Source organism: Paralcaligenes ureilyticus (genome assembly GCF_004346225.1).
In the GTDB taxonomy this organism is placed as follows: Bacteria; Pseudomonadota; Gammaproteobacteria; order Burkholderiales; family Burkholderiaceae_B; genus Paralcaligenes; species Paralcaligenes ureilyticus.
The window spans coordinates 95330-114311 of record NZ_SMAJ01000010.1; the positions used below are offsets into that span (position 1 = coordinate 95330).

Sequence of the window (18982 nt, forward strand, 5' to 3'; positions counted from 1 at the left end):
TTTGAAAATATTGCGAAAAACAAAAGATTCTAGCACTTTTGTCGGAAATCACGCAAGTAGAATTGAGAGGGAAGGCGTTTGGCGGGGATGGCACCCACAAGGGGTGCCGCTACAGAATCTCCGATGGCCAAAACGCATTTGTGAATTATTGCATGGATGCCACCCACGAGGGGTGGCGCTACATTGTTGCACGAGCGACCACAAGGGTCGCCCACAGGCGCGGCGGGCACGTTTTGTAGTGGCAGCCCTTGTGGCTGCCAAAATCGTTGATGACCAAGGCGGTGTTTATAGCACGCCATGCCACCCACAAGGGGTGGCCCTACATGAACGACGGCCACGCCAATCAAAACCATTGACGATCCCCCAAACACCCACCACACGAGCGTCGTGGACGGTTAAGGTGGGGCGGGCGATTCGGGCACGCCGCGCGCAGGGCCGGCTTCGGGGATTCAAGGCGTGCGCTGTTTGAGCGGGACGTTTGCGAATAGCCTGGGGGGCTATTCGCCCCGCGAGTTCGCACGCCGCCCCGAAGCCGGCCCTGCGCGCGGGAAGTCATGGCGCAGCCATGACCGTGCCCGTCAGAGCCCGATCCATCTTGACTGGCCACGACGCGGGGCTAGAAGGTTCTAGGCAAGAGAGGCTGGCACAAAAAAATGCCACGTGCAGCGAATGCCACCCACAAGGGGTGGCGCTACGGGGCGGCCCTACAACTACCGACGCGCCAGAAAGTGCGTGGCATTCGCCTCGGATTCAACCTGGGCCAACAAAGTATTACCCGTCTGTTTGGCAAACGCCTGAAAATCGCGAACCGCGTGCAAATCCGTGGTGATCACCTCAAGCACCTGCCCACTCTCCAGCTGAGCCAGCGCCTTTTTGGCACGCAAAATAGGCAAAGGACACTTCAAGCCCGACGCATCGACCACAAGATCGGGTTTAGGTACAGCAACAGTCTCGTCCATCCCATGCAACTCCCAGGCACCCATGCCTCCACGCATTTCGTCCATTCTCTGCAACCCCTAAGCGTCCATCCGTCCACGCACCCAGGCCTCAACCCCAGACATCGCTCCCGACAGGGCCGCCAGATTCGCGCCCCCGCCCATCGCCATATCGGGCCGCCCGCCGCCCTTGCCGCCCACCTGGGCCGCCACCGCGCCCACCAGATCGCCTGCCTTTACCCTATCCAGCAAATCGGCCGTTACGCCCGCCACCAGGCTGATCTTTCCATCCGCCTCCGCGGCCAGCAACACAACACCCGACTTGAGACGATCCTTAAGCTGATCGACCAGACCGCGCAACGCCTTGGGATCGGTGCCATTCATGCGCGCCACCAATAATTTGGAATCCCCCGACAAGGTCACCGCCTGCCCCGCCAGATCCTGCCCCGCCAACGAAGCAAGCTTGCCGCGAGCCTGGTCGATATCGTGCTCGGCCGCCTTCAACTGACCCTGCAACAAAACAATGCGCTCGGCAAGCTCGGAGGGCTGCGACTTCATCAACCCCGCCGCGTGCTGCAGCGTGGCATTGACTTGCTGTACCCACCGCAGGGCGTTATCTCCGGTAATCGCCTCAATGCGGCGCACGCCGGCAGCCACGCCGCCTTCGGAAAGAATCTTGAACAGGCCGATATCGCCGGTGCGGCTGACATGCGTGCCGCCGCACAGTTCGCGTGAAAAACCGATATCGAGCACCCGCACGGTATCGCCGTATTTTTCGCCGAACAAGGCCATGGCGCCGCCTTTGACGGCTTCGTCGTAAGCCATGACCCGGGCACTGACAGCCTGATTGGCCAGGACCTCGGCGTTGACGATCTGCTCGACCTGAACGATCTGCTGTGCGGACAAAGGTGCGTCGTGCGCAAAATCGAAACGGGTTTTGTCTGGGTCGACCAGCGAGCCGCGCTGCTGCACGTGGTTGCCCAGCACCTGGCGCAAGGCTTTATGCATAAGGTGAGTGGCCGAGTGATTGCGCATGGTTCGGGCGCGGCGCTCGGTATCGACCCGCGCATCGAGCGAGTCGCCTACTTTCAACGACCCGCCCGACAAGCGGCCATGGTGGCCAAACACGCCATTCTGGATTTTTTGCGTGTCGGACACCTGAAAGCACACGGCGCCCGCATTCAAGGTGCCGGTGTCGCCCACCTGGCCACCGGACTCCGCATAAAAAGGCGTGGCGTCGAGCACCACAATGGCCTCCTGGCCATCCGCTACCGAATCGACCGCCGTGCCGCCCACATACAAGGCAACGACCTGCCCACGACCCTGAACGTGCTCATAGCCGTCGAATCGCGTTTGCGCCCCTTGATAACGCAGGCCTTCGGCCGCCTTGAACTTGCCCGCGGCGCGAGCCTGTTCGCGCTGGCGCGTCATGGACAGCTCGAAACCGTCGAGATCGACCTCGATACTGCGCTCGCGGCAGATATCGGCGGTCAGGTCGACCGGAAAGCCATAAGTGTCATAGAGGGTGAACAGGGTTTGACCATCGAGCACGCCTTTGTCGGGAACGCCCGCCAGCGCCGCGTCGAGGATCTTCATGCCATGCTCCAGGGTTTCGCTAAAGCGCTCTTCTTCCTGCTTCAAGACCTGCTCCACGCGGGCCTGGTTTTTCGCCAGCTCCGGATAAGCGGACCCCATTTGCGCGACCAGATCGGCCACCAGGCGATGGAAGAAGGGTTGCGACTGACCCAGTTTATAACCATGGCGCAAGGCGCGGCGCACAATGCGCCGCAGCACATAACCGCGTCCTTCATTGCCGGGAATGACCCCATCGACCACCAGAAAGCTACAGGCGCGAATATGATCGGCAATGACCTTGAGCGAATTATCGCCCAGGTCGCTCGCCCCGGTCTCGCGCGCCGCGGCCTTGATCAGCGCCTGAAACAGGTCAATTCCATAATTTGAATGCACATGCTGCAAGACGGCGGCAATCCGCTCCAGCCCCATGCCGGTATCGACACAAGGCTTGGGCAGGCTAGGCATATTGCCGGCCGCATCGCGTTCGAACTGCATGAACACCAGATTCCAGATCTCGATATAGCGGTCGCCGTCTTCCTCGGGCGACCCGGGCGGCCCGCCCCAGATTTCGGGACCATGATCGTAGAAGATTTCGGAACACGGCCCGCATGGGCCGGTATCGGCCATTTGCCAGAAATTGTCGGATGCATAGCGCGCGCCCTTGTTGTCGCCAATACGCACAATGCGTTCGACCGGCACGCCGATTTCGCGGGCCCAGATGTCATAGGCTTCGTCGTCCTCCTGATACACCGTCACCCAAAGCTTTTCCGCCGGCAGTTTATAGACAGTGGTCAACAACTCCCAGGCATTGTGTATGGCCTCGCGCTTGAAATAGTCGCCAAAACTGAAATTGCCCAGCATTTCGAAAAAAGTATGGTGCCTGGCCGTGTATCCCACGTTCTCCAGATCGTTATGCTTGCCCCCGGCACGCACGCAACGCTGCGAGCTGGTGGCGCGCTTGTAGGGGCGGGTTTCCTTGCCGGTGAACACGTCCTTGAACTGCACCATGCCTGCGTTGGTAAACAGCAAAGTGGGATCGTTACCCGGTACTAGTGACGACGAGGGCACGATGTGGTGACCCCTGGACTCAAAAAACGATAGGAACTTCTGACGGATTTCGGAGGTTTTCATTGCGGAAAGGCGCTATTTCAATGGGTAACGGTCGATTATAGAGGCTGTTGCCAAAAACCCCGCTTATTCCACACAGATATACCCCATGGTGCGCCCATCGGGAGGCGGATGGTTGCCGCTGTCGGAAATGGCAACCATGGAATAATCGAGGGGGCAACTGCACGAGCCGGTGACCGGATTGGCTGTTGGACTGCCGCTGCTGCTGCGGCATCCGTAGAGTGTATTGACGGAAAAGCCGCCTCCCCCTCCCCCACTCAAGCGCCACAAGTTATCGCGGCAAACCAACAGCCCGCCGTAATACTGGCGAGCCACCGCGCCATTTTCGCTGCATGAGGTAAACGCGGTTTCCTGGGCGCCCAGCTTCAGATACTTCTGCGCCGACAAGGATCCACCCGTTTTAATATCGCCCGCCACGCTGGCCGAGCCGTGAAAATCAGGATCGCGTTCGTCGCCCACGCGCAGATAGTCCGAAGAACCGAGCTGCTCGGCGGTCATCGCCATGGCCAGGGTGCCCACCGGCAAAGCCGCCATGCCCGGGACGGGCGGATTGGCAAAGCCGAATGATGCGCCGGCGATATGATCGGGGCGCTGACGAGATACCGTTCCACCCCAGCCTTCGGAGGCCAGCAACCATTGCGCCACCATCGTCTCGTCGATCGGTTGCGAGCCTCGCTGCACCAGTGCCTGATTGCTGTAGAGCAAGGCATCCAGGCGGCAATCGGCCCCGGGGCATGCTCCGCGGCGCATCAGCAGCACCGATACGGCCAAGGCTCGCGGCCCATGCTCGGGAAAGCCTGCCGACAGCAAGCCGTCGGCGCGAAGCTCGGCCACACTGGGCGCAGACCAGTTGGCGTAGCCCTTATGCGCCAGTTCGGTGAAATCCACGGCTTTCATCAGCACCTGATCGTAGCGTTCAATGTAAAGCCGCACGGCCTTTTTGACTGTCAGCATCCAGGCGGCGCCGGACTGGGCGGCGGAGTCATCGAGCCGATGGACCAGCGCCCCCGCTCCCCACACCGTCAGCAAGGTCGCCAGCAATGCCGCCAGCATCCACTCGACCAATGCGTGCCCTTCCTGGCGATGCACAGGCAGCCCCTAACTGGCTGTAAAGACAAACTGATTGGCATCGCCCTTGGCGCAGCTGGCTTCGGCTGTCAAGGCACTGTATGCCGTGGTGTTGTCTTTGATGACCGCCGCCGTGCCGCCCTCGGGCGTAATAGTCATAATGTCGGACACCCGCTGCATAACCGATGCAATCGACGGACAGGCCGCATTGTTCACCTTTGACAAGGTGATGGCGAAGGCCGCTCCGGCCGACGCCTCCGCCACCGTGACCTCGCCACTGTTGCCCAGACCGTGCAGCACGGTCGGTGCGGCATCGCTGCCGGAGACCGAGAACAGGCTGGATTCGCGCACCTGGTTGGCAAAATTCGGCGTGCCTATACCCGCATAAGGCGTGGTCGATCCGCTGGGCGCATTCACCTTGGTCTGCAAAATAAAGCGAGCCATCTCTTCGCCTATCTTGGGCACCTTGTTCTCGACAACGTAGCTGCCTATGGCCGGAATCCCGATGATGGCCAGCAGCAATACGATGGCCGTCACAATGGACACTTCAATAAGAGAGAAGCCTCGCTGTCGAGACAGCCGGCGGCGGCGATCACCAAAACCCGCGCGCGATGCTAACGCAAAATACGACATAACAGCTCCTTGACGAAACGCTTGCCACTATTGGCTCGCGTAAAAAAACATGAGCGAACGACGCAGTTCGTCGATGACCGCGTAATGCCACAAACCCAGGCTCAGCAAACCCGCCACGCACGACAACAGCAGCGCCCAGCGCAAAACCAGCGCCTGACGGGCCACGAGCGACAACACCTGGGATTTCAACCGCCCGCGGGTCAACGCCAGCCCCTCGCCCAGGCCGCGCGCCATGGCCATGTCGCTCAAAAACCAGAACAACTCACGATCGAACAGACCGGTATCGAAGGTGTCGGCGCCCACCAGGCCGATATCGATGCGCGCCAGCATCGCGTCCAGATGGGCAAGCACCCAGGCGCTGGCACCCGCTCTTTGCATGGCCAGCGCCGCACGCAGCTGCGTGGATCCGGCGCCGGGCCGTTCCAGCACGATAGTGAGAACGGACAAAAAGCCGATGGCGTGAACCTGGCGATAAATGCGCCACAGGAAATAACGATCCAGGCCATGCCGGATGCGGCCGGTCAGATTGGGCAAAGACCATAGCAACAACAGGATCGCCCCTAGAAAAAATACCGTGGCAAAAAGCCAGTGGCCCTGCACCAGCGAGGCAAACCCAAACAAGCGCCGCGTCAAGGCTGCGTAATACTCGGGCGGCACGGCGTTGAAGGTGTGACGCAGCTGCGGCACCGTAAATAGCGGTACGGCCAGCACCAGAGCCGCCAACATCGCCAGGGCCAGAACGGCCGACCAAAGGGTTGTGGTCAGAATGTCGTGCGCCTGCCGGATCAGGCGCACGGCGTCGCTCAGATCGCGCAAGGTATGAACCAGCGGCGCGTTGCCGCTGGCCTGGGCAACCCGGATCAGGCCCAGCTCATTGGCGGGAAAGCATCCCGCCCAGGTCAGGTACAGGTCGCCGCCCGTCATCGGGTAGGCCTGAACCCAGCGTTGCGACAGGCGGCCGCGCACCGTCGCGTGGCCATAGCGGCGCATATCGGACTGAAATATTTCAAGTAAGGTGCGCCGGCCTTGCATGCTATCCATCAGTGCCGACAGATAATCGTAATAATCGGCGCGCCCCGCACGAAAGCGCCAGGCATCCAGGCTCGCGCCAAGTTGCTCCAGACTGCGACGCAGCCTATCGGCGCCATGCGGGGCTCTCATGCAACGACTCGCAAACCAGGCTCGCCCGCGAGGCGCAACCGGCGTTCACAGGTTTCAAAAGACTGAAAGCGCGGCTCAATATCGCGCGGATCGATTTCTCCGCGCAGGGCCTTGCGCACAGCACATTCCATGGCCGTCGCCCCGGACCCCTCTTCGATCCCGTGGCTACCGGGCAAGTCGCCACGCCCCATGGGATCCCCCCGTCGCAGTCCGTCCAGAAAACCTGGGCTCAACGCGGGCTCGATATATTCCGCCGCCACGGTCCGGCCGGCCAAACCATCCAGATCGCGCACTTGCGACCCGCCACACGCGGCGCACCCTCGCGGGTTGCGTATCCGCAGCAACTCAATGTCGCAATCGTACAGGCGGCGCAGCCGGCCGAACCACTGACGCCACACCCCCGCCTCGCGATAGCGGCCGTCGACACCCACGCCGCCGTCGAGCAAACGCACCGCCGGAACGCAACAATGCGCGCACAAACGCGGCAGCAACACCTGATAAACCAGGAGCTTGAGCACCCCTGGGGTTGCCAGAAAATCGCGCGAAACCCCGATAAAATCAGACGCCAGCCGCGCGCCCACCAAGGCCGCCGACGGCGCATGCGTTGTGGTGTAAACATTGACCCCGGATCCTGCCAGATCCATGAAAGCCAGGCCGGACTCGCGATCGCGAATTTCGCCCAGCAAGACATCGGTCATGGCCGAACGCTTAAGCGTTCGAAGCTTGGTCGCATACGCCTCGTGCGCGGTTGCATCCAGGTCGCGCACCACCGTATTCTGTATGGCGCGCGGGATCAGGAATTCGACCGGATCTTCGATGGTGATGATTTTTCGATGGTCGGGCAGCCCCGCCATCAGGGATGCCAGCGTCGTGGACTTTCCCGAGCCCACCGTGCCGGCGAATACGATCGCCCCGCCTTCAGACAGCATGGCGCGTTCAATGGCGCTGATCTGTTCGGGCATGTAGCCCAGTTCGGCCAGCCCCTGCCCGCCCGCCGCGGCGTCGCGTTCGAGCAAGCGCAAGCACACACTGGGGCCCTGATCGGCCGCGAGCGACGCCCAGCGCAACACGATGGGCCGCCCATCGACCTGTTTGCTCAATTTGCCCTGCTGCTCGGCCATAGGGTCGAACACCGCGCCATTGCCGCCTTGAATATCCATCCACGCCACCGACAGCATATCGAACAAGGTCCGAGTGGGCATACGGCGAAACCGCTCGGGCGCCACATAACGTCCGGCCAAGGTATACCTGACCTCGGATTCGGCATCGTTGAAGCGAATATTCAAATGCAGATCGCTGGCCCCATGGCGCACACCCCACTCGACCATATCCTGAAAGGCGCCGGCCAGCGCCGTTCTGGCCGGATGCGATGCCATACTGCGGCTTGCGTACCGCGACTGCAGCCGTACTTGATTGCGGGCGACGGCCAGCAACAGAGGCGCAGCGAGTACATAACGTTGCGGCGCGGCCAGCGTGTAGCCCCGCTCGAGGACGCGCCTGGCCAGTTCATCGGCCTGATCGCCACCCACATGTTCGGCCAGGGCGAAGATGGCTACGCTCTGATCGGTCAGTTGCACCGGGCACAGGCGGCCTGCCAGCGCTTCGACCTCAAATTCGATGCTCAGCGACCTGAATATGGCCGGATCCAGCAGATTCAGGTCGTCGGAACCGGCAATCACCACCGCCTGTGTCGCGGCAAAACGTGCCACCGGCGTTTGCAACACGGGGGCCGATGCGGCAAAACCAAATCGTCGCAAAGAACTGAGCATGGCATCACCCCCCTGCCCACAGCGATGGGTGCAGACAAAGCGTGTGTGTTTCGTCGTGACGCTCAAGCTGGACGCAAGAACCGGTTATGCCCCGCAGCATCGGGACGGCGGCGCCAGGCTTGGCGCCTACGGGCAAGGCCTGGCCGCGCATATAAACGTGGGGCTGCGATCCCACCAGCACCTCGGCCAACAATTTTTTACCCACCCCATAAATCGCCACCAGTCTGGGGGCGGTGCCACCGTGCGCGGCCTTGCTGACGACGCCCTGCGCGGCACGCGAATTATTCTGGCCCGCCACGCGGGCGCGGGTTTGGGCAAGAGCCTGCTCGGCGTCCAGGCGCATAAGCTCGCGCACCGACATCTGGTCTACCGCCAGATCGTCCGCGCCCGGACCGGATGCCCGTGCAGGACTAGTAAGAATCCACGCGCAGGCCCACGCCGCGAACAGCATCGTCGACAGCCTGATCGGGAAATGCGCGCTCTTGCGCGAGGGGACGCAGCGATTCGACTTCATAGAGATCTCCTTGAAAAGACACATTCAGGCGGCTGCTGCGCAACCCCAGCTGCGGCGCATCCCGGATCGATACGGCAATTTTTTTCCAGGCCATCGCTTCGGTGTGCGACAACAACAGGCTGCCGGAGCGCAACGGGCCCGCAATTTGCACGGGACGCAAGGAATAGGCAGGCAACCCGGCCGGTTTGGGCGGCGTGCGGCCCGCCGCATCGCGCGGGGCGACGAGCTTGAGTGCTTGCGGCTTACCCAATTGCATTTGCGTAAAGGCCGGTTGTATGGACTGCAGGGCACTGAACAAATGCCGTTCGTTATGGGCACTGCTTTTTAGCGCGTGCTGGGCCAACGGCACGTTGGCCAGCGCAATGCTCCAGACCAGCAATGCCTGATCGATGGAGATGAATTCAACGGCCCACGCCGCAGGAGCAAGCGCGAGCAAGCCATCGTTGCTGGCCTGGGCGCCCCGCCTGTCGTAACGCGCCTGGCAACGCCAGCCGCCCGCCTGCGGCATACACATCGCCTGCGTCAGGAACCAGCCGGCAATCTGCACCGGCGCATCCTGCAGGCTGTCCAAAGCCGCTCGCGTACCCTGCACACCATGCACGACGACGTTGCGGCTGGCTTGAGCAAGCGCGTCGCTCCATGCCCGATAAGGATCGAACGGCCCGGCGGCCTGAACCCTCGGCCCGGGTGCAACCACGCGCCACAATCGAGGCAGCAATCCAACCAACACCATCGATAACACGAACCACTGTACGGGCCGGGGCAACAACGGGCGCCACCGATCCAGCGGCAGCAGACGAGCCTCAGCCGTGCTGGCGGCCTCCAGTACGGGCAGATCGATGGCGTCGGGAGCGCCATCCAGAACTTGCAGTTGGGGGTAAGCCTGTTCCAGCTCGGTCAGGACATCGGCGGCGTGAAGCCGGCTTGCAAACAGCTTGTCGGTGCGGGCCACCACCGCCCCTTCATGCACCGCCACCAGCCAATAACGGGCCGGACCGAGTTCAAGCAGCAAGGCTACCGTGCCGGTGGCGCGCAATTGGGCCACCACCTGCGCCGCCGAACCTAACCGCTGCCGGCGTTGGGCCCGCGTCAATTTCAAACGCGCCATGCCCACCGCCGCCGCGGCTTCGCCTGAGCACACCCAATGAGTCGCGCCCCGCTGCCGGGCAATGCGTTGCGCAAGCTTTCGGGCTCCTGCGTTGATCAATGGCAGCCAGTCCAGGCCAAAGACCAATGAGACTGAAGAGCCGGGCAGAATCAGCACGTCGTTCATGGCCGGTCTCCGTCAAAAACCTTCTTCGACTTGCGCCGTGATCACCATCACGGTGATCAGGCGTTGAGTCGAGGCGCTATCGCTGCCGCCCAGAACCAACGGTATGCCCGGGTTCAGGCGCCGGGCTTCGGATTCCTCCAATACACGGTCAAAACCCGAAACCACCATGGGCTGGCCGGGATATAGAACCAATTGCTGTACGGTGCCATTGCCGTCGATGGTAATTTGCTGCAGTTGCAAAGGATTGGACTTATCGCCGAAGGTGACCGACTTGAGCGGCTGCGCGACCGTGTTGTCATACGCCACGGACAACAGAATCTGGCCGTCATCCTGAGCATCGGGCACCAAGGTCAGCAAAGAACCTACCGTTTCGTCCTTTTGGCTGACCGACACGGTAGGCAGCGCCATGCCAGCCTGACTGGCCAGTGCCGTGGTCTGCACCTTGTCTATATAGGAGAAGGTGGTTCGCACAGCGTGCGTGACCGGACGGCGATTGAGCGTGAGCACCGGCACGCTGCTGCGCCGCACGACCTGACCTATCTGGCCCAGGGCCTTGACCACCGCTTCCGACCCTTTGAACCCGCCCTGGGTGAGACCCAGGCCGAGGCTCCCGGCTTCGGCCAGATTGGATCCCGGCATGGTCATGGCCGCCGCCACCTTGGCGCTGGAAAAAACCAGGCCCCAGTCCAGGCCCGCTTCGGCTGTATCGCGCGTAATAAGGGTGACTTCCTCGAACACCAGACGCACACGGCGTGTCAATGAGCGATTTTCGTGATCGAGATAGTGGGCAATACGCTGCAACACGGAAGGAATATCGGTAACGACAACAGCCGAACTGGCTCCCGACTCGGCCACCACGAGCCCGGCCTGAGACAGGAACGGCTCGAGGCGCGCTCGCACGACGGCCATTAAATCAAGCTTGCCGCTGGACAGGCTGGTTTTGGATGCACTGGCAAAGCCCTGCGTCTTGCCACTGCCGCCCAAACCCAGCGATGCCTCGGCCTGCGCATTGAGGGTTAGCGCCCGGACATTGAAAACACGCGTTTCAGTCCGGTAAAACTCGATGCGCCCCTGCGCATAACGCCACGCCACTCCCAGCTGCGCGGATATTCGGTCCAGAATTTGCGGCAAGGGTTCGGGGCCGCCCGACAAGGCGATACGCGCCGGCGCCGCACCCGGTCCGCTCGGGGCGGCCGTATTGGCGCCGCTGGCCAGCCGAGGCGAGAAACGTTCAATCGGCAACAGGGTCTCGGCACTGACATGCACCGGTATCGCGGTGACGGCCGTAATGCGCTGCGCAATTTCCGTCAGATCGAGCGTCGCTCCGGAAAACATCAGTGTCGAATTGACATTGGCGCGCAACGCCAGGGGCAACGTCAGTTCACGCGCCAGAGGCTGGGCGCGACCGGCCAGCCACGGACGTGCCACGTCTTGCGCCGCGCGGCGTACATCGCGGCTTTTGACCGCACGATCAAAGCCCCGATGCCGGCTTTCCAGGCCGGACTCGGCCGTGCTCGCCGATTGAATGATCCGGCGCATTTTTTCACCCAGCGCGCACGCCGACAGCAGGCCGCACAGCCACAGGACAAGCAGGCATTGCATGGCGCGCCTCATGAGGACTCCGACAAGTTGGCGGTGCGATCGCAAAGCTGTGCATAGGGGACGACGCGCAAGACTCTATTCGAATAAAAGCACGGCTGCAGCGGGCGGTCGGCCAGCTCAGTAGACGCCACCAGTTCTTGCACCGCCAGCTTGAAGCCCGACTCAAAGTGCGCCGAACCGACGATCGGAATATCGGCGTCGACCGCCCAATGCTCTGGATTGAACGTCCAGCCAGCCGCATGGGCCCAGCGCGACAGCACCGCCCTGAGATGCTTGTCATCGGGGCTGACGTGATACTGCTCGGCCGGCTCATTTGACAACACCGGCTCAGGCACGGGATCTGGTGCCGGACCAGGCCCGGAAGCCGCTGTGGCAAGCTCGGCCTCGCCAGCGACCGCGGCCGGGGCCGCCGCCAGCACCGTGGCAGCCGGCTCGGGCGAGGACGCTAACGGCACGGCAATCGATGCCGCTGCGGTCGGCGACGGATCGGCCGCCGAACGCTCAGGCAACGCAGGCGAAGCACTCCCGGACGCAGGCTGGGCAGCGGGATCGGAATCGACCCGATCGATAAAACTTTTTAAATGCCCACCGCGCAATATCAGATGAGGCCGCACGCCGCTCAAGACCAGGTATGGCCCATTACGATGGTAATCAAGGGGGCGGTCGCCTTGCGCGGCATGTTCGAATATGGCCGGGATCGCCTGACCGGGCGCAAACTGCAGCCACATTTGCCGCCCGTTATCGAAAACCTGCAACGGCGCAACGGCACGATCTCCCGACAGGCGCCAGCCAAAATTGTATTGACCCGAAACCGGATCGGCATTGCGTGCCGGTGTGCTCGACAGCCACGACCATTCAGGCAGGGCTGAACATGCGGACAAAAGCCCAAGAAGCAGCGCGGCAATCCATAGTCTAGGCATCTGGACATCCCAATTCGAGAAATGAAATGAGCCGCCATCTTGAATGCCGAGCGGGCGCGCCGCCAGACCGATATATACGAGTGGAGAGTTTTGTCGTCAGGCCACAGACTCTGTCGACAGCAAAAAAACGCAGTAAATCAAAGCGATAAGAAGATTCGAGGCCGGAAAAAAAAGCCCTGCCGGCCATATTCGGCCAGCAGGGCTTTCAATACGGATTCTTTTTATTTTTTCTCGGCGACGCTTTTTTTAACCGTCTTGTGAGACTTCGATTTCGACGTATGCCGGGTGCTTGCCGACTTGGCTGCCGGGCCTTGTGCGAACGACGAACCCGGACGCATGATCGAATTGGCTTCGGCCGACGCAGTTCTAAGCGCGCTCACAGCGGGATCCTGGCCATTCAGGGCAGTATTGAGCCTTTCGCGGAACATGGCCTTGACCTTCGGATAATTGGCCACGTGAAAACCACGATCGGTCGCACTGGGCTTGCGTGCATAGTCGGCCACCAGAGCCTGCCAGTTGCCCAGATTTTTATAATAAGCCGAATCGGTCTGGGCGAAGGCTTGCTGTGTCAAAGGCAGAAAGCCAGTGCTCTGATACCAGGTCGCGGCGTTCTTGGGCTGGGCGAGCCAGCCGAGAAACGCGGCGGTCGCTTTTTCCTGTGTCTGAGACTGCTTGTCGAGCGCCCAGAAGGCGGCGCCGCCCACGAAGGGGCTGCCAGGCTGCGCCGTAGCCTCCTGGTAATACGGCAAAGCAGCCACGCCGAAGCTGAGCGAACGGGTGCTGTTGAACCACCCCAGATTGCCGGAGCCCGACATCAGCACGGCACACTCGCGATTCGCAAACCGCTGGGTGGACTGCGCCTCAAACTCGGGCTTAACCAGCAATTCGGTGCGAGCCCAGCTGATCATCATCGACAAATGGCGCACGTACATCAGATCCATGGGAAAGCTGGGTGCCGACTTGGCTTTCAAGCCATTGTCGTCCGTCGTATAGAACTGGTTATTGACAGCGGCCAGATTTTCCAGATTGATGGATACCGGTATGTCTGTGGTGTAGGGACATTTGCGCGAACTGGCGTTGGCCAACTTCACCAGCTGATCCTGCAGGCCTATCCAGGTGCGCGCGGGAATCGCCGGTTCGATATGGGCTTTCTTGAACGCGTCGATGTTGTAGTACATGACCGGAACATCCGTCATGTACGGGAAGGCCAGCAGGCGCCCCTTGGCATCGCGCATGGCGGCATGGTCGGACGACACGAACCACTTGGCGTCCTTGATGGGGTATTTGGCGAGCATTGTATGCAAAGGCAGAATATAACTGCGATTGATCAGCTCGTCGGGGGCATGGTCATCGTTCAACTGTACAAGATTGGGGGTGTTCTTGGTTTTGACACCGGCCACGAGTGCGGCTTCGACCTGTTCGGGCGTATCAAAGGCCTTGAGGCTGACATGCACATCGGCTTGACTGCCATTGAACTGTTTGACCAGTGTCTGAAACACCTGGTTGTTATGAGGGTTGAGGCTATACCAGACTTGTATATCGGTCGCTCCCGCAGCCCAGGCCGGAGAGGCGCCAAACAAAGCGGCCGCCCCCACCAACGCCACGGCACGCCAGGAGGAGTCTGGGCCGCAAAACGGATAGATCTTCATAAATTGTTTAGCCTAAAAAGGGAAAATCGGGTTCGGGTGATTTACCGGAAATCAAATCAGCCAGGGCGCGGCCCGATCCTGCGCCCATCGTCCACCCGAGCGTGCCATGCCCGGTGTTCATGTACAAATTGGAAATTCGTGTCCTGCCAATGAGTGGTACGTTCGACGGAGTAGAGGGGCGCAGGCCGGACCAGAACCGAACAGTAGCAAAATCAAGCGCGTTTGGAAACAAATCCCGCGCCTGGGCCAACATATTATCGCAACGGATTGTATTGAGCGCACGTGAGTATCCCGAGAGCTCGGCCGTACCGGCCATACGTATTTGCTTACCAATACGGGTATAGACCACTTTGTGCGCGCTATCGGTCAGGCTGACCGTCGGGGCGGCATCGGAGTCGACAATGTCGAAAGTGGCCGAATAACCCTTGGCCGGATACACATTGCAGGGTACGCCCAGGGGCGCGACCAACCGCAGGGTATCGCTACCCAACGCCGCCACATAGGCATCCGCCGTCAGAGTCTGGTACAGACCCTCGGGATCGATCAGCTCCACGCCCTGAATGCGCCCGCCTTCAGTCAGCAAACGGCTGACCCGGGTAGAAAACCGGAACTCAGCGCCCGCGCGCCGGGCGCGCTCGGCCAGGGCCGTGGTAAACAAATAAACATCACCCGTTTCATCTTCGGCCGTATAGTCGCCGCCCACGATAAACGAGCGCGCCGGAATTAACGCGGGTTCGATCTGCATGATCTCGTCGGTGCTGACAATGCGGCGATCGACGCCAAAATTGCGCATCAGGCCAGCCGCCTTTTGCGACGTTTCGAATTCGCCCGCATCCCGATAGAAAGTCAGTATGCCCCGCTCCAGATGGTTGTACTCGATGCCCAGATCGGCGCGCATGGCCTGCAACGTGCGCCGGCTATATTCAGCCAAACGCACCATCGCCTGTATATTCGGCGCCTGCCGCCCCGGCAGGCATTCGCGCAGAAAGGCCAGGCCCCAAAGCCACAGGCGCAAATCGAACCGGGGCCGAAAGGATAGCGGCGCATTCTTCTGAAAAAGCCATTTCAGCAATTGGAGAGGCGCTTGCGGATTAGCCCACGGCTCGGAATGCGACACCGAAATCTGGCAGCCATTGGCGCGGCTGGCTTCTTGCGCCGGGCCGCTCTGGCGATCGATAACCACCACCTCGTGCCCGGCCTGCAGCAACCACCATGCCGTGGCCGTCCCAATGATCCCACTACCCAGCACCGCAATTTTCATGGCAATGGCACTCCCTGGCTCGCACCTCGAAACACGTCTATTTCAGATCGGCTGCGGAGGTAAACGCATCGGCATAGAACTCGTCGGGCGGCAGGCCGCCTTGCCGGGTGAAATCGCGCCTGGCGCTATCGACCACAATGGGCGCCCCGCAGGCATACACCTGGTATCCGGAAAGGTCGGGAATATCGTCGAGCACCGCCCGATGGACAAAACCGGTGCGCCCGCTCCATTGGTCTTCCTCGCTGGCCTCGGACACCACCGGCACGTACGAGAAATCGGCGATGCTTCTGGACCACTGCAGCGCCTTTTCATGCATGTACAGATCCTGCGGACGCCGCCCCCCCCAGTACAGCACCGCCCGACGCCCCGCCGGGTGAGCCGCCATGCGTTCGATAATGGCCTTGATGGGCGCAAAACCGGTTCCGCTGGCCAGAAATACAATCGGTTTGGAGGAATCTTCACGCAGGAAAAAGGAACCGAACGGCCCTTCGACACGCTGGATTTCGCGCACCTTCATCTGAGTGGCGCCCGCGCCAAACACATGATCGGTAAACGCTCCGCCCGGCATATGGCGTATGTGCAGCTCAACCTGATTATTTTCGGTGGGCGGGCAAGCCATGGAATAACTGCGGCGCCGGCCATCCTTGAGGATGAATTCAAGATACTGCCCGGCGTAGTACTTGAAGGGATCGGCGGCGGGCAACTGCAATTGCAGGATCATGACATCGGCGGCGGCCGGCTCCATCTGCATCACCCGCGACGGCATCTTGCGAATCTGGATATCGCTCGCCATGCGGATCTCGCGCGCTTCAATCAGCATATCCGAGCCCGGTTGCGCCTGGCAGAACAAGGTATAGCCCGCGGCCAGATCTTCTGGCGACAGAAGTTGCGCCGGATGCGGACCCGCCTCGTAATCCCCTGACACCACACGGCCCTTGCAGGTAGAGCACGCCCCATTGTGGCAGCTGTAGGGCAGGATAATGCCGGCGGCCAGGGCCGCATCCAGCACAGTCTGGCCGGGTTCGACGGAAAACTCATGCCCGCTGGGCGTAACGGTAACCTTGAAACTCATATCAACTCTAAACGTATGGGTGATGAATGAACAGACGCATTTTATGTCCCGTCAAAGGGTCTATGAAGTTGCGTCCTCGCCGGCCCTGACGGCCGCAAGCACCGGCTGCTTGACCTTGACCGACAAGAGTTTACCTTTACGCGCGCGTTTTCCCAGGTACTGAGCCAATTCAGGGCCTTCCAGCACAACCCGGGTCTCTTTATTGCGGTACAGGCCGCTGGCCGCCAGCCCCGCCGGCCCTATCGCCGCCCATTGCGCCACCTTGTCGGCGCCATCGAGCCCCATCAGTATCGTGCCGCGCCCGCCGCCCGAGAGCGTCCTCACCTCGGACAAGGCCAGCACCAGCATCCGGCCTTTACCGCTCAACATCGCCAAACAATCATCGCCATCCTGCAAGGCAATGGGAGCAAGCAATGTGTCGCCCTCGGCCAGCGTCATGAACTGCTTGCCTGCGCGCTGGCGGGTAAGCATGTCTTTGAGGCTTGTGATAAAGCCATAGCCCGACCTGCTGCCCAGGACATAACGGCCATCGTCGGCACCCGCCACCATGTGCACGATGCGCGTGCCCGGCGCCACGTCCACCAAGGCCGTAATCGGCTGGCCATCGCCGCGCGCCGAAGGCAGGCCCGACACGGGCACCGTATACATCCTGCCTTCAGTGGACATCGCAACCAGGTTGTCGACGCTGCGGCATTCCAGCACATTGGAGGGGCCGTCGCCCGCCTTGAAACCGAATTGGCCGGCATCATGACCATGGCCGGCCCGCACCCGCAACCACCCTTTTTGCGACACGATGACCGTAACAGGCTCATCGACTACCCGGGTTTCCAGCACGGCGCGCTGCGCGACTTCAATGAGCGTGCGCCGCTCATCGCCATACAGCTTGGCATCGGCCTCGATTTCCCGCGTGATCAGGCGTTTGAGCGCGGCCGGGCTGTCCAGCAGCTCCTGCAACCCCGCCTGCTCGTCCTTTTTTTCGGCCAGCTCTTTCTCTATCTTGAACCCTTCCAGGCGTGCCAACTGGCGCAAGCGCATCTCCAGTATGTCTTCAGCCTGGCGTTCGGACAGATCAAAGCGTTGCATCAAGGCCGGCCGCGGCTCGTCGGCTTCGCGTATGGTCTGGATCACTTCTTCGACATTCAGATACACCACCATGCGGCCTTCCAGCACATGGATGCGGTCGGTGGCGCGGTCGAGCCGATGCTGCGTGCGCCGCGTAACCGTTTGCGTGCGAAACCCCAGCCATTCGGTCAATACCTGGCGCAGGCCGCGCTGTCCGGGCCGCCCATCGGTGCCGATGCACACCAGATTCATCGACACGCTGCCTTCCATGCTGGTCTGCGCCAGCAAAGTATTGACGAATTCATCGCGATCGATGCGGCTGGTTTTAGGTTCAAACACCAGCCGCACGGCCGCCTGCTTGCCCGACTCGTCGCGCACCGTGTCGAGCAGGCCCAGGATAAGCGCCCGGGTTTGCTGCTGTTCGGCGCTCAGGCTCTTTTTGCCGGCGCGAACTTTCGGGTTGGTCAGGTCTTCGATTTCTTCCAGTATTTTTTGCGAAGACGCGCCCGGCGGCAATTCATGCACCACCAACTGCCATTGGCCTCGAGCCAGCTCTTCGAACTGCCAGCACGCGCGAGCCTTGATCGAGCCCTTGCCATGCTGATAAATCTGGGCGATATCGGCCGGCGTGGAAATGATCTGACCGCCTCCGGCGAAGTCCGGCCCCGGCACCAGCGCCAACAGATCCTCATCGGACAGCTTGGGGTTTTTGAGCAGCGCCACGCTGGCCTGCGCGATCTCGCGCAGGTTGTGCGAGGGAATTTCGGTGGCCATGCCCACGGCAATGCCCGACGCGCCGTTGAGCAGCATGACCGGCAAACGCGCCGGCAGCATAACGGGCTCGGTCTGGCTGCCGTCATAGTTGGGTGTGAAATCAACCGTGCCCTCGTTCAGTTCATCGAGAAGCACCCGGGAAAAAGGCGTCAAACGCGCCTCGGTATAACGCATGGCCGCCGCGTTATCGCCATCGCGCGAACCGAAATTGCCCTGGCCGTCCACCAATGGATAACGCAAGGTAAAGCTCTGGGCCATGCGCACCATGGCGTCGTAAGCCGCCTGATCGCTATGCGGATGGTATTTGCCCAACACATCGCCCACCACGCGGGCCGACTTGACCGGTTTGGCATTGGCCACCAGGCCCATGGCCTGCATGGCGAACAAAATCCGGCGCTGTACGGGCTTTTGCCCATCGGCCACCTCGGGCAAGGCGCGCCCGCGCACTACCGAAATGGCGTAATCCAAATAGGCCTGCTCTGCATACGTGGCCAATAAAATCTGCTCGTCGTCGTGAGGGGCCGCGTCAAACAGACCTGCTTGCGTACTATCATCCATCTATCGATCTCTTTATTTCTTTAACGTA

Annotated in this window: 14 protein-coding genes; all 14 read right to left on the reverse strand. The window is 61.3% G+C overall.

The genetic code is table 11. The features are described 5' to 3' along the window. Nucleotides 1-710: 710 nt before the first annotated feature. The 14 genes from EDC26_RS13425 to parC all read right to left on the reverse strand — a co-directional run bounded on the left by EDC26_RS13425 (nucleotide 711) and on the right by parC (nucleotide 18954). Nucleotides 711-959 carry a sulfurtransferase TusA family protein gene (locus EDC26_RS13425; protein WP_132583503.1) on the reverse strand — a complete coding sequence of 83 codons (249 nt, stop codon included), beginning with the start codon at nucleotides 957-959 and terminating at the stop codon, nucleotides 711-713. Between the two features lie 57 nt (nucleotides 960-1016). Further along, on the reverse strand, nucleotides 1017-3641 hold the full coding sequence (alaS, locus tag EDC26_RS13430; RefSeq protein ID WP_132583438.1) for an alanine--tRNA ligase: 2625 nt from the start codon (nucleotides 3639-3641) through the stop codon (nucleotides 1017-1019). Between the two features lie 63 nt (nucleotides 3642-3704). Further along, on the reverse strand, nucleotides 3705-4727 hold the full coding sequence (locus EDC26_RS13435) for a hypothetical protein (RefSeq protein ID WP_132583440.1): 1023 nt from the start codon (nucleotides 4725-4727) through the stop codon (nucleotides 3705-3707). A 9-nt stretch (nucleotides 4728-4736) separates the two neighbouring features. Then, nucleotides 4737-5339, reverse strand: coding sequence for a type 4 pilus major pilin (locus EDC26_RS13440; RefSeq protein ID WP_132583442.1), 603 nt, complete (start codon nucleotides 5337-5339; stop codon nucleotides 4737-4739). 27 nt (nucleotides 5340-5366) lie between these two features. Next, nucleotides 5367-6500 (reverse strand): general secretion pathway protein, encoded by a 1134-nt coding sequence (locus EDC26_RS13445; RefSeq protein WP_243700916.1) that lies wholly within the window; start codon nucleotides 6498-6500, stop codon nucleotides 5367-5369. After that, on the reverse strand, nucleotides 6497-8269 hold the full coding sequence (locus tag EDC26_RS13450) for an ATPase, T2SS/T4P/T4SS family (RefSeq protein ID WP_132583444.1): 1773 nt from the start codon (nucleotides 8267-8269) through the stop codon (nucleotides 6497-6499). The genes EDC26_RS13445 and EDC26_RS13450 overlap by 4 nt, the downstream gene beginning before the upstream one ends. Nucleotides 8270-8273: 4 nt before the next feature. Then, nucleotides 8274-8783 carry a hypothetical protein gene (locus EDC26_RS13455; RefSeq protein WP_132583446.1) on the reverse strand — a complete coding sequence of 170 codons (510 nt, stop codon included), beginning with the start codon at nucleotides 8781-8783 and terminating at the stop codon, nucleotides 8274-8276. After that, on the reverse strand, nucleotides 8680-10056 hold the full coding sequence (locus EDC26_RS13460) for a type IV pilus inner membrane component PilO (protein ID WP_132583447.1): 1377 nt from the start codon (nucleotides 10054-10056) through the stop codon (nucleotides 8680-8682). Before EDC26_RS13460 ends, EDC26_RS13455 begins: the two co-directional genes overlap by 104 nt. A 12-nt stretch (nucleotides 10057-10068) precedes the next feature. Next, on the reverse strand, nucleotides 10069-11658 hold the full coding sequence (locus EDC26_RS13465; RefSeq protein WP_132583449.1) for a type II secretion system protein GspD: 1590 nt from the start codon (nucleotides 11656-11658) through the stop codon (nucleotides 10069-10071). A gap of 8 nt (nucleotides 11659-11666) precedes the next feature. Then, complete coding sequence (locus EDC26_RS13470) at nucleotides 11667-12578, reverse strand: TrbG/VirB9 family P-type conjugative transfer protein (RefSeq protein WP_132583451.1); 912 nt, start codon at nucleotides 12576-12578, stop codon at nucleotides 11667-11669. 221 nt (nucleotides 12579-12799) lie between these two features. Continuing rightward, nucleotides 12800-14227, reverse strand: coding sequence for an extracellular solute-binding protein (locus EDC26_RS13475; RefSeq protein WP_132583453.1), 1428 nt, complete (start codon nucleotides 14225-14227; stop codon nucleotides 12800-12802). A 7-nt stretch (nucleotides 14228-14234) separates the two neighbouring features. Next, nucleotides 14235-15488: a D-amino acid dehydrogenase gene (locus EDC26_RS13480; protein WP_132583455.1), complete on the reverse strand. Its 1254-nt coding sequence runs from the start codon at nucleotides 15486-15488 to the stop codon at nucleotides 14235-14237. A 37-nt stretch (nucleotides 15489-15525) separates the two neighbouring features. Beyond that, on the reverse strand, nucleotides 15526-16560 hold the full coding sequence (locus EDC26_RS13485; protein ID WP_132583457.1) for a CDP-6-deoxy-delta-3,4-glucoseen reductase: 1035 nt from the start codon (nucleotides 16558-16560) through the stop codon (nucleotides 15526-15528). A gap of 60 nt (nucleotides 16561-16620) precedes the next feature. Then, nucleotides 16621-18954: a DNA topoisomerase IV subunit A gene (gene parC / locus EDC26_RS13490; protein WP_132583459.1), complete on the reverse strand. Its 2334-nt coding sequence runs from the start codon at nucleotides 18952-18954 to the stop codon at nucleotides 16621-16623. Nucleotides 18955-18982 lie beyond the last annotated feature (28 nt).

Bases quoted from the DNA above. Each gene is read 5' to 3' on its own strand.
- EDC26_RS13485 (WP_132583457.1), bottom strand. From the start codon at position 16,560: ATGAGTTTCAAGGTTACCGTTACGCCCAGCGGGCATGAGTTTTCCGTC.
- EDC26_RS13445 (WP_243700916.1), bottom strand. From the start codon at position 6,500: ATGAGAGCCCCGCATGGCGCCGATAGGCTGCGTCGCAGTCTGGAGCAA.
- EDC26_RS13455 (WP_132583446.1), bottom strand. From the start codon at position 8,783: ATGAAGTCGAATCGCTGCGTCCCCTCGCGCAAGAGCGCGCATTTCCCG.
- EDC26_RS13460 (WP_132583447.1), bottom strand. From the start codon at position 10,056: ATGAACGACGTGCTGATTCTGCCCGGCTCTTCAGTCTCATTGGTCTTT.
- EDC26_RS13440 (WP_132583442.1), bottom strand. From the start codon at position 5,339: ATGTCGTATTTTGCGTTAGCATCGCGCGCGGGTTTTGGTGATCGCCGC.
- EDC26_RS13480 (WP_132583455.1), bottom strand. From the start codon at position 15,488: ATGAAAATTGCGGTGCTGGGTAGTGGGATCATTGGGACGGCCACGGCA.
- EDC26_RS13425 (WP_132583503.1), bottom strand. From the start codon at position 959: ATGGACGAGACTGTTGCTGTACCTAAACCCGATCTTGTGGTCGATGCG.
- EDC26_RS13475 (WP_132583453.1), bottom strand. From the start codon at position 14,227: ATGAAGATCTATCCGTTTTGCGGCCCAGACTCCTCCTGGCGTGCCGTG.
- alaS (WP_132583438.1), bottom strand. From the start codon at position 3,641: ATGAAAACCTCCGAAATCCGTCAGAAGTTCCTATCGTTTTTTGAGTCC.
- EDC26_RS13450 (WP_132583444.1), bottom strand. From the start codon at position 8,269: ATGCTCAGTTCTTTGCGACGATTTGGTTTTGCCGCATCGGCCCCCGTG.
- EDC26_RS13470 (WP_132583451.1), bottom strand. From the start codon at position 12,578: ATGCCTAGACTATGGATTGCCGCGCTGCTTCTTGGGCTTTTGTCCGCA.
- parC (WP_132583459.1), bottom strand. From the start codon at position 18,954: ATGGATGATAGTACGCAAGCAGGTCTGTTTGACGCGGCCCCTCACGAC.
- EDC26_RS13465 (WP_132583449.1), bottom strand. From the start codon at position 11,658: ATGCAATGCCTGCTTGTCCTGTGGCTGTGCGGCCTGCTGTCGGCGTGC.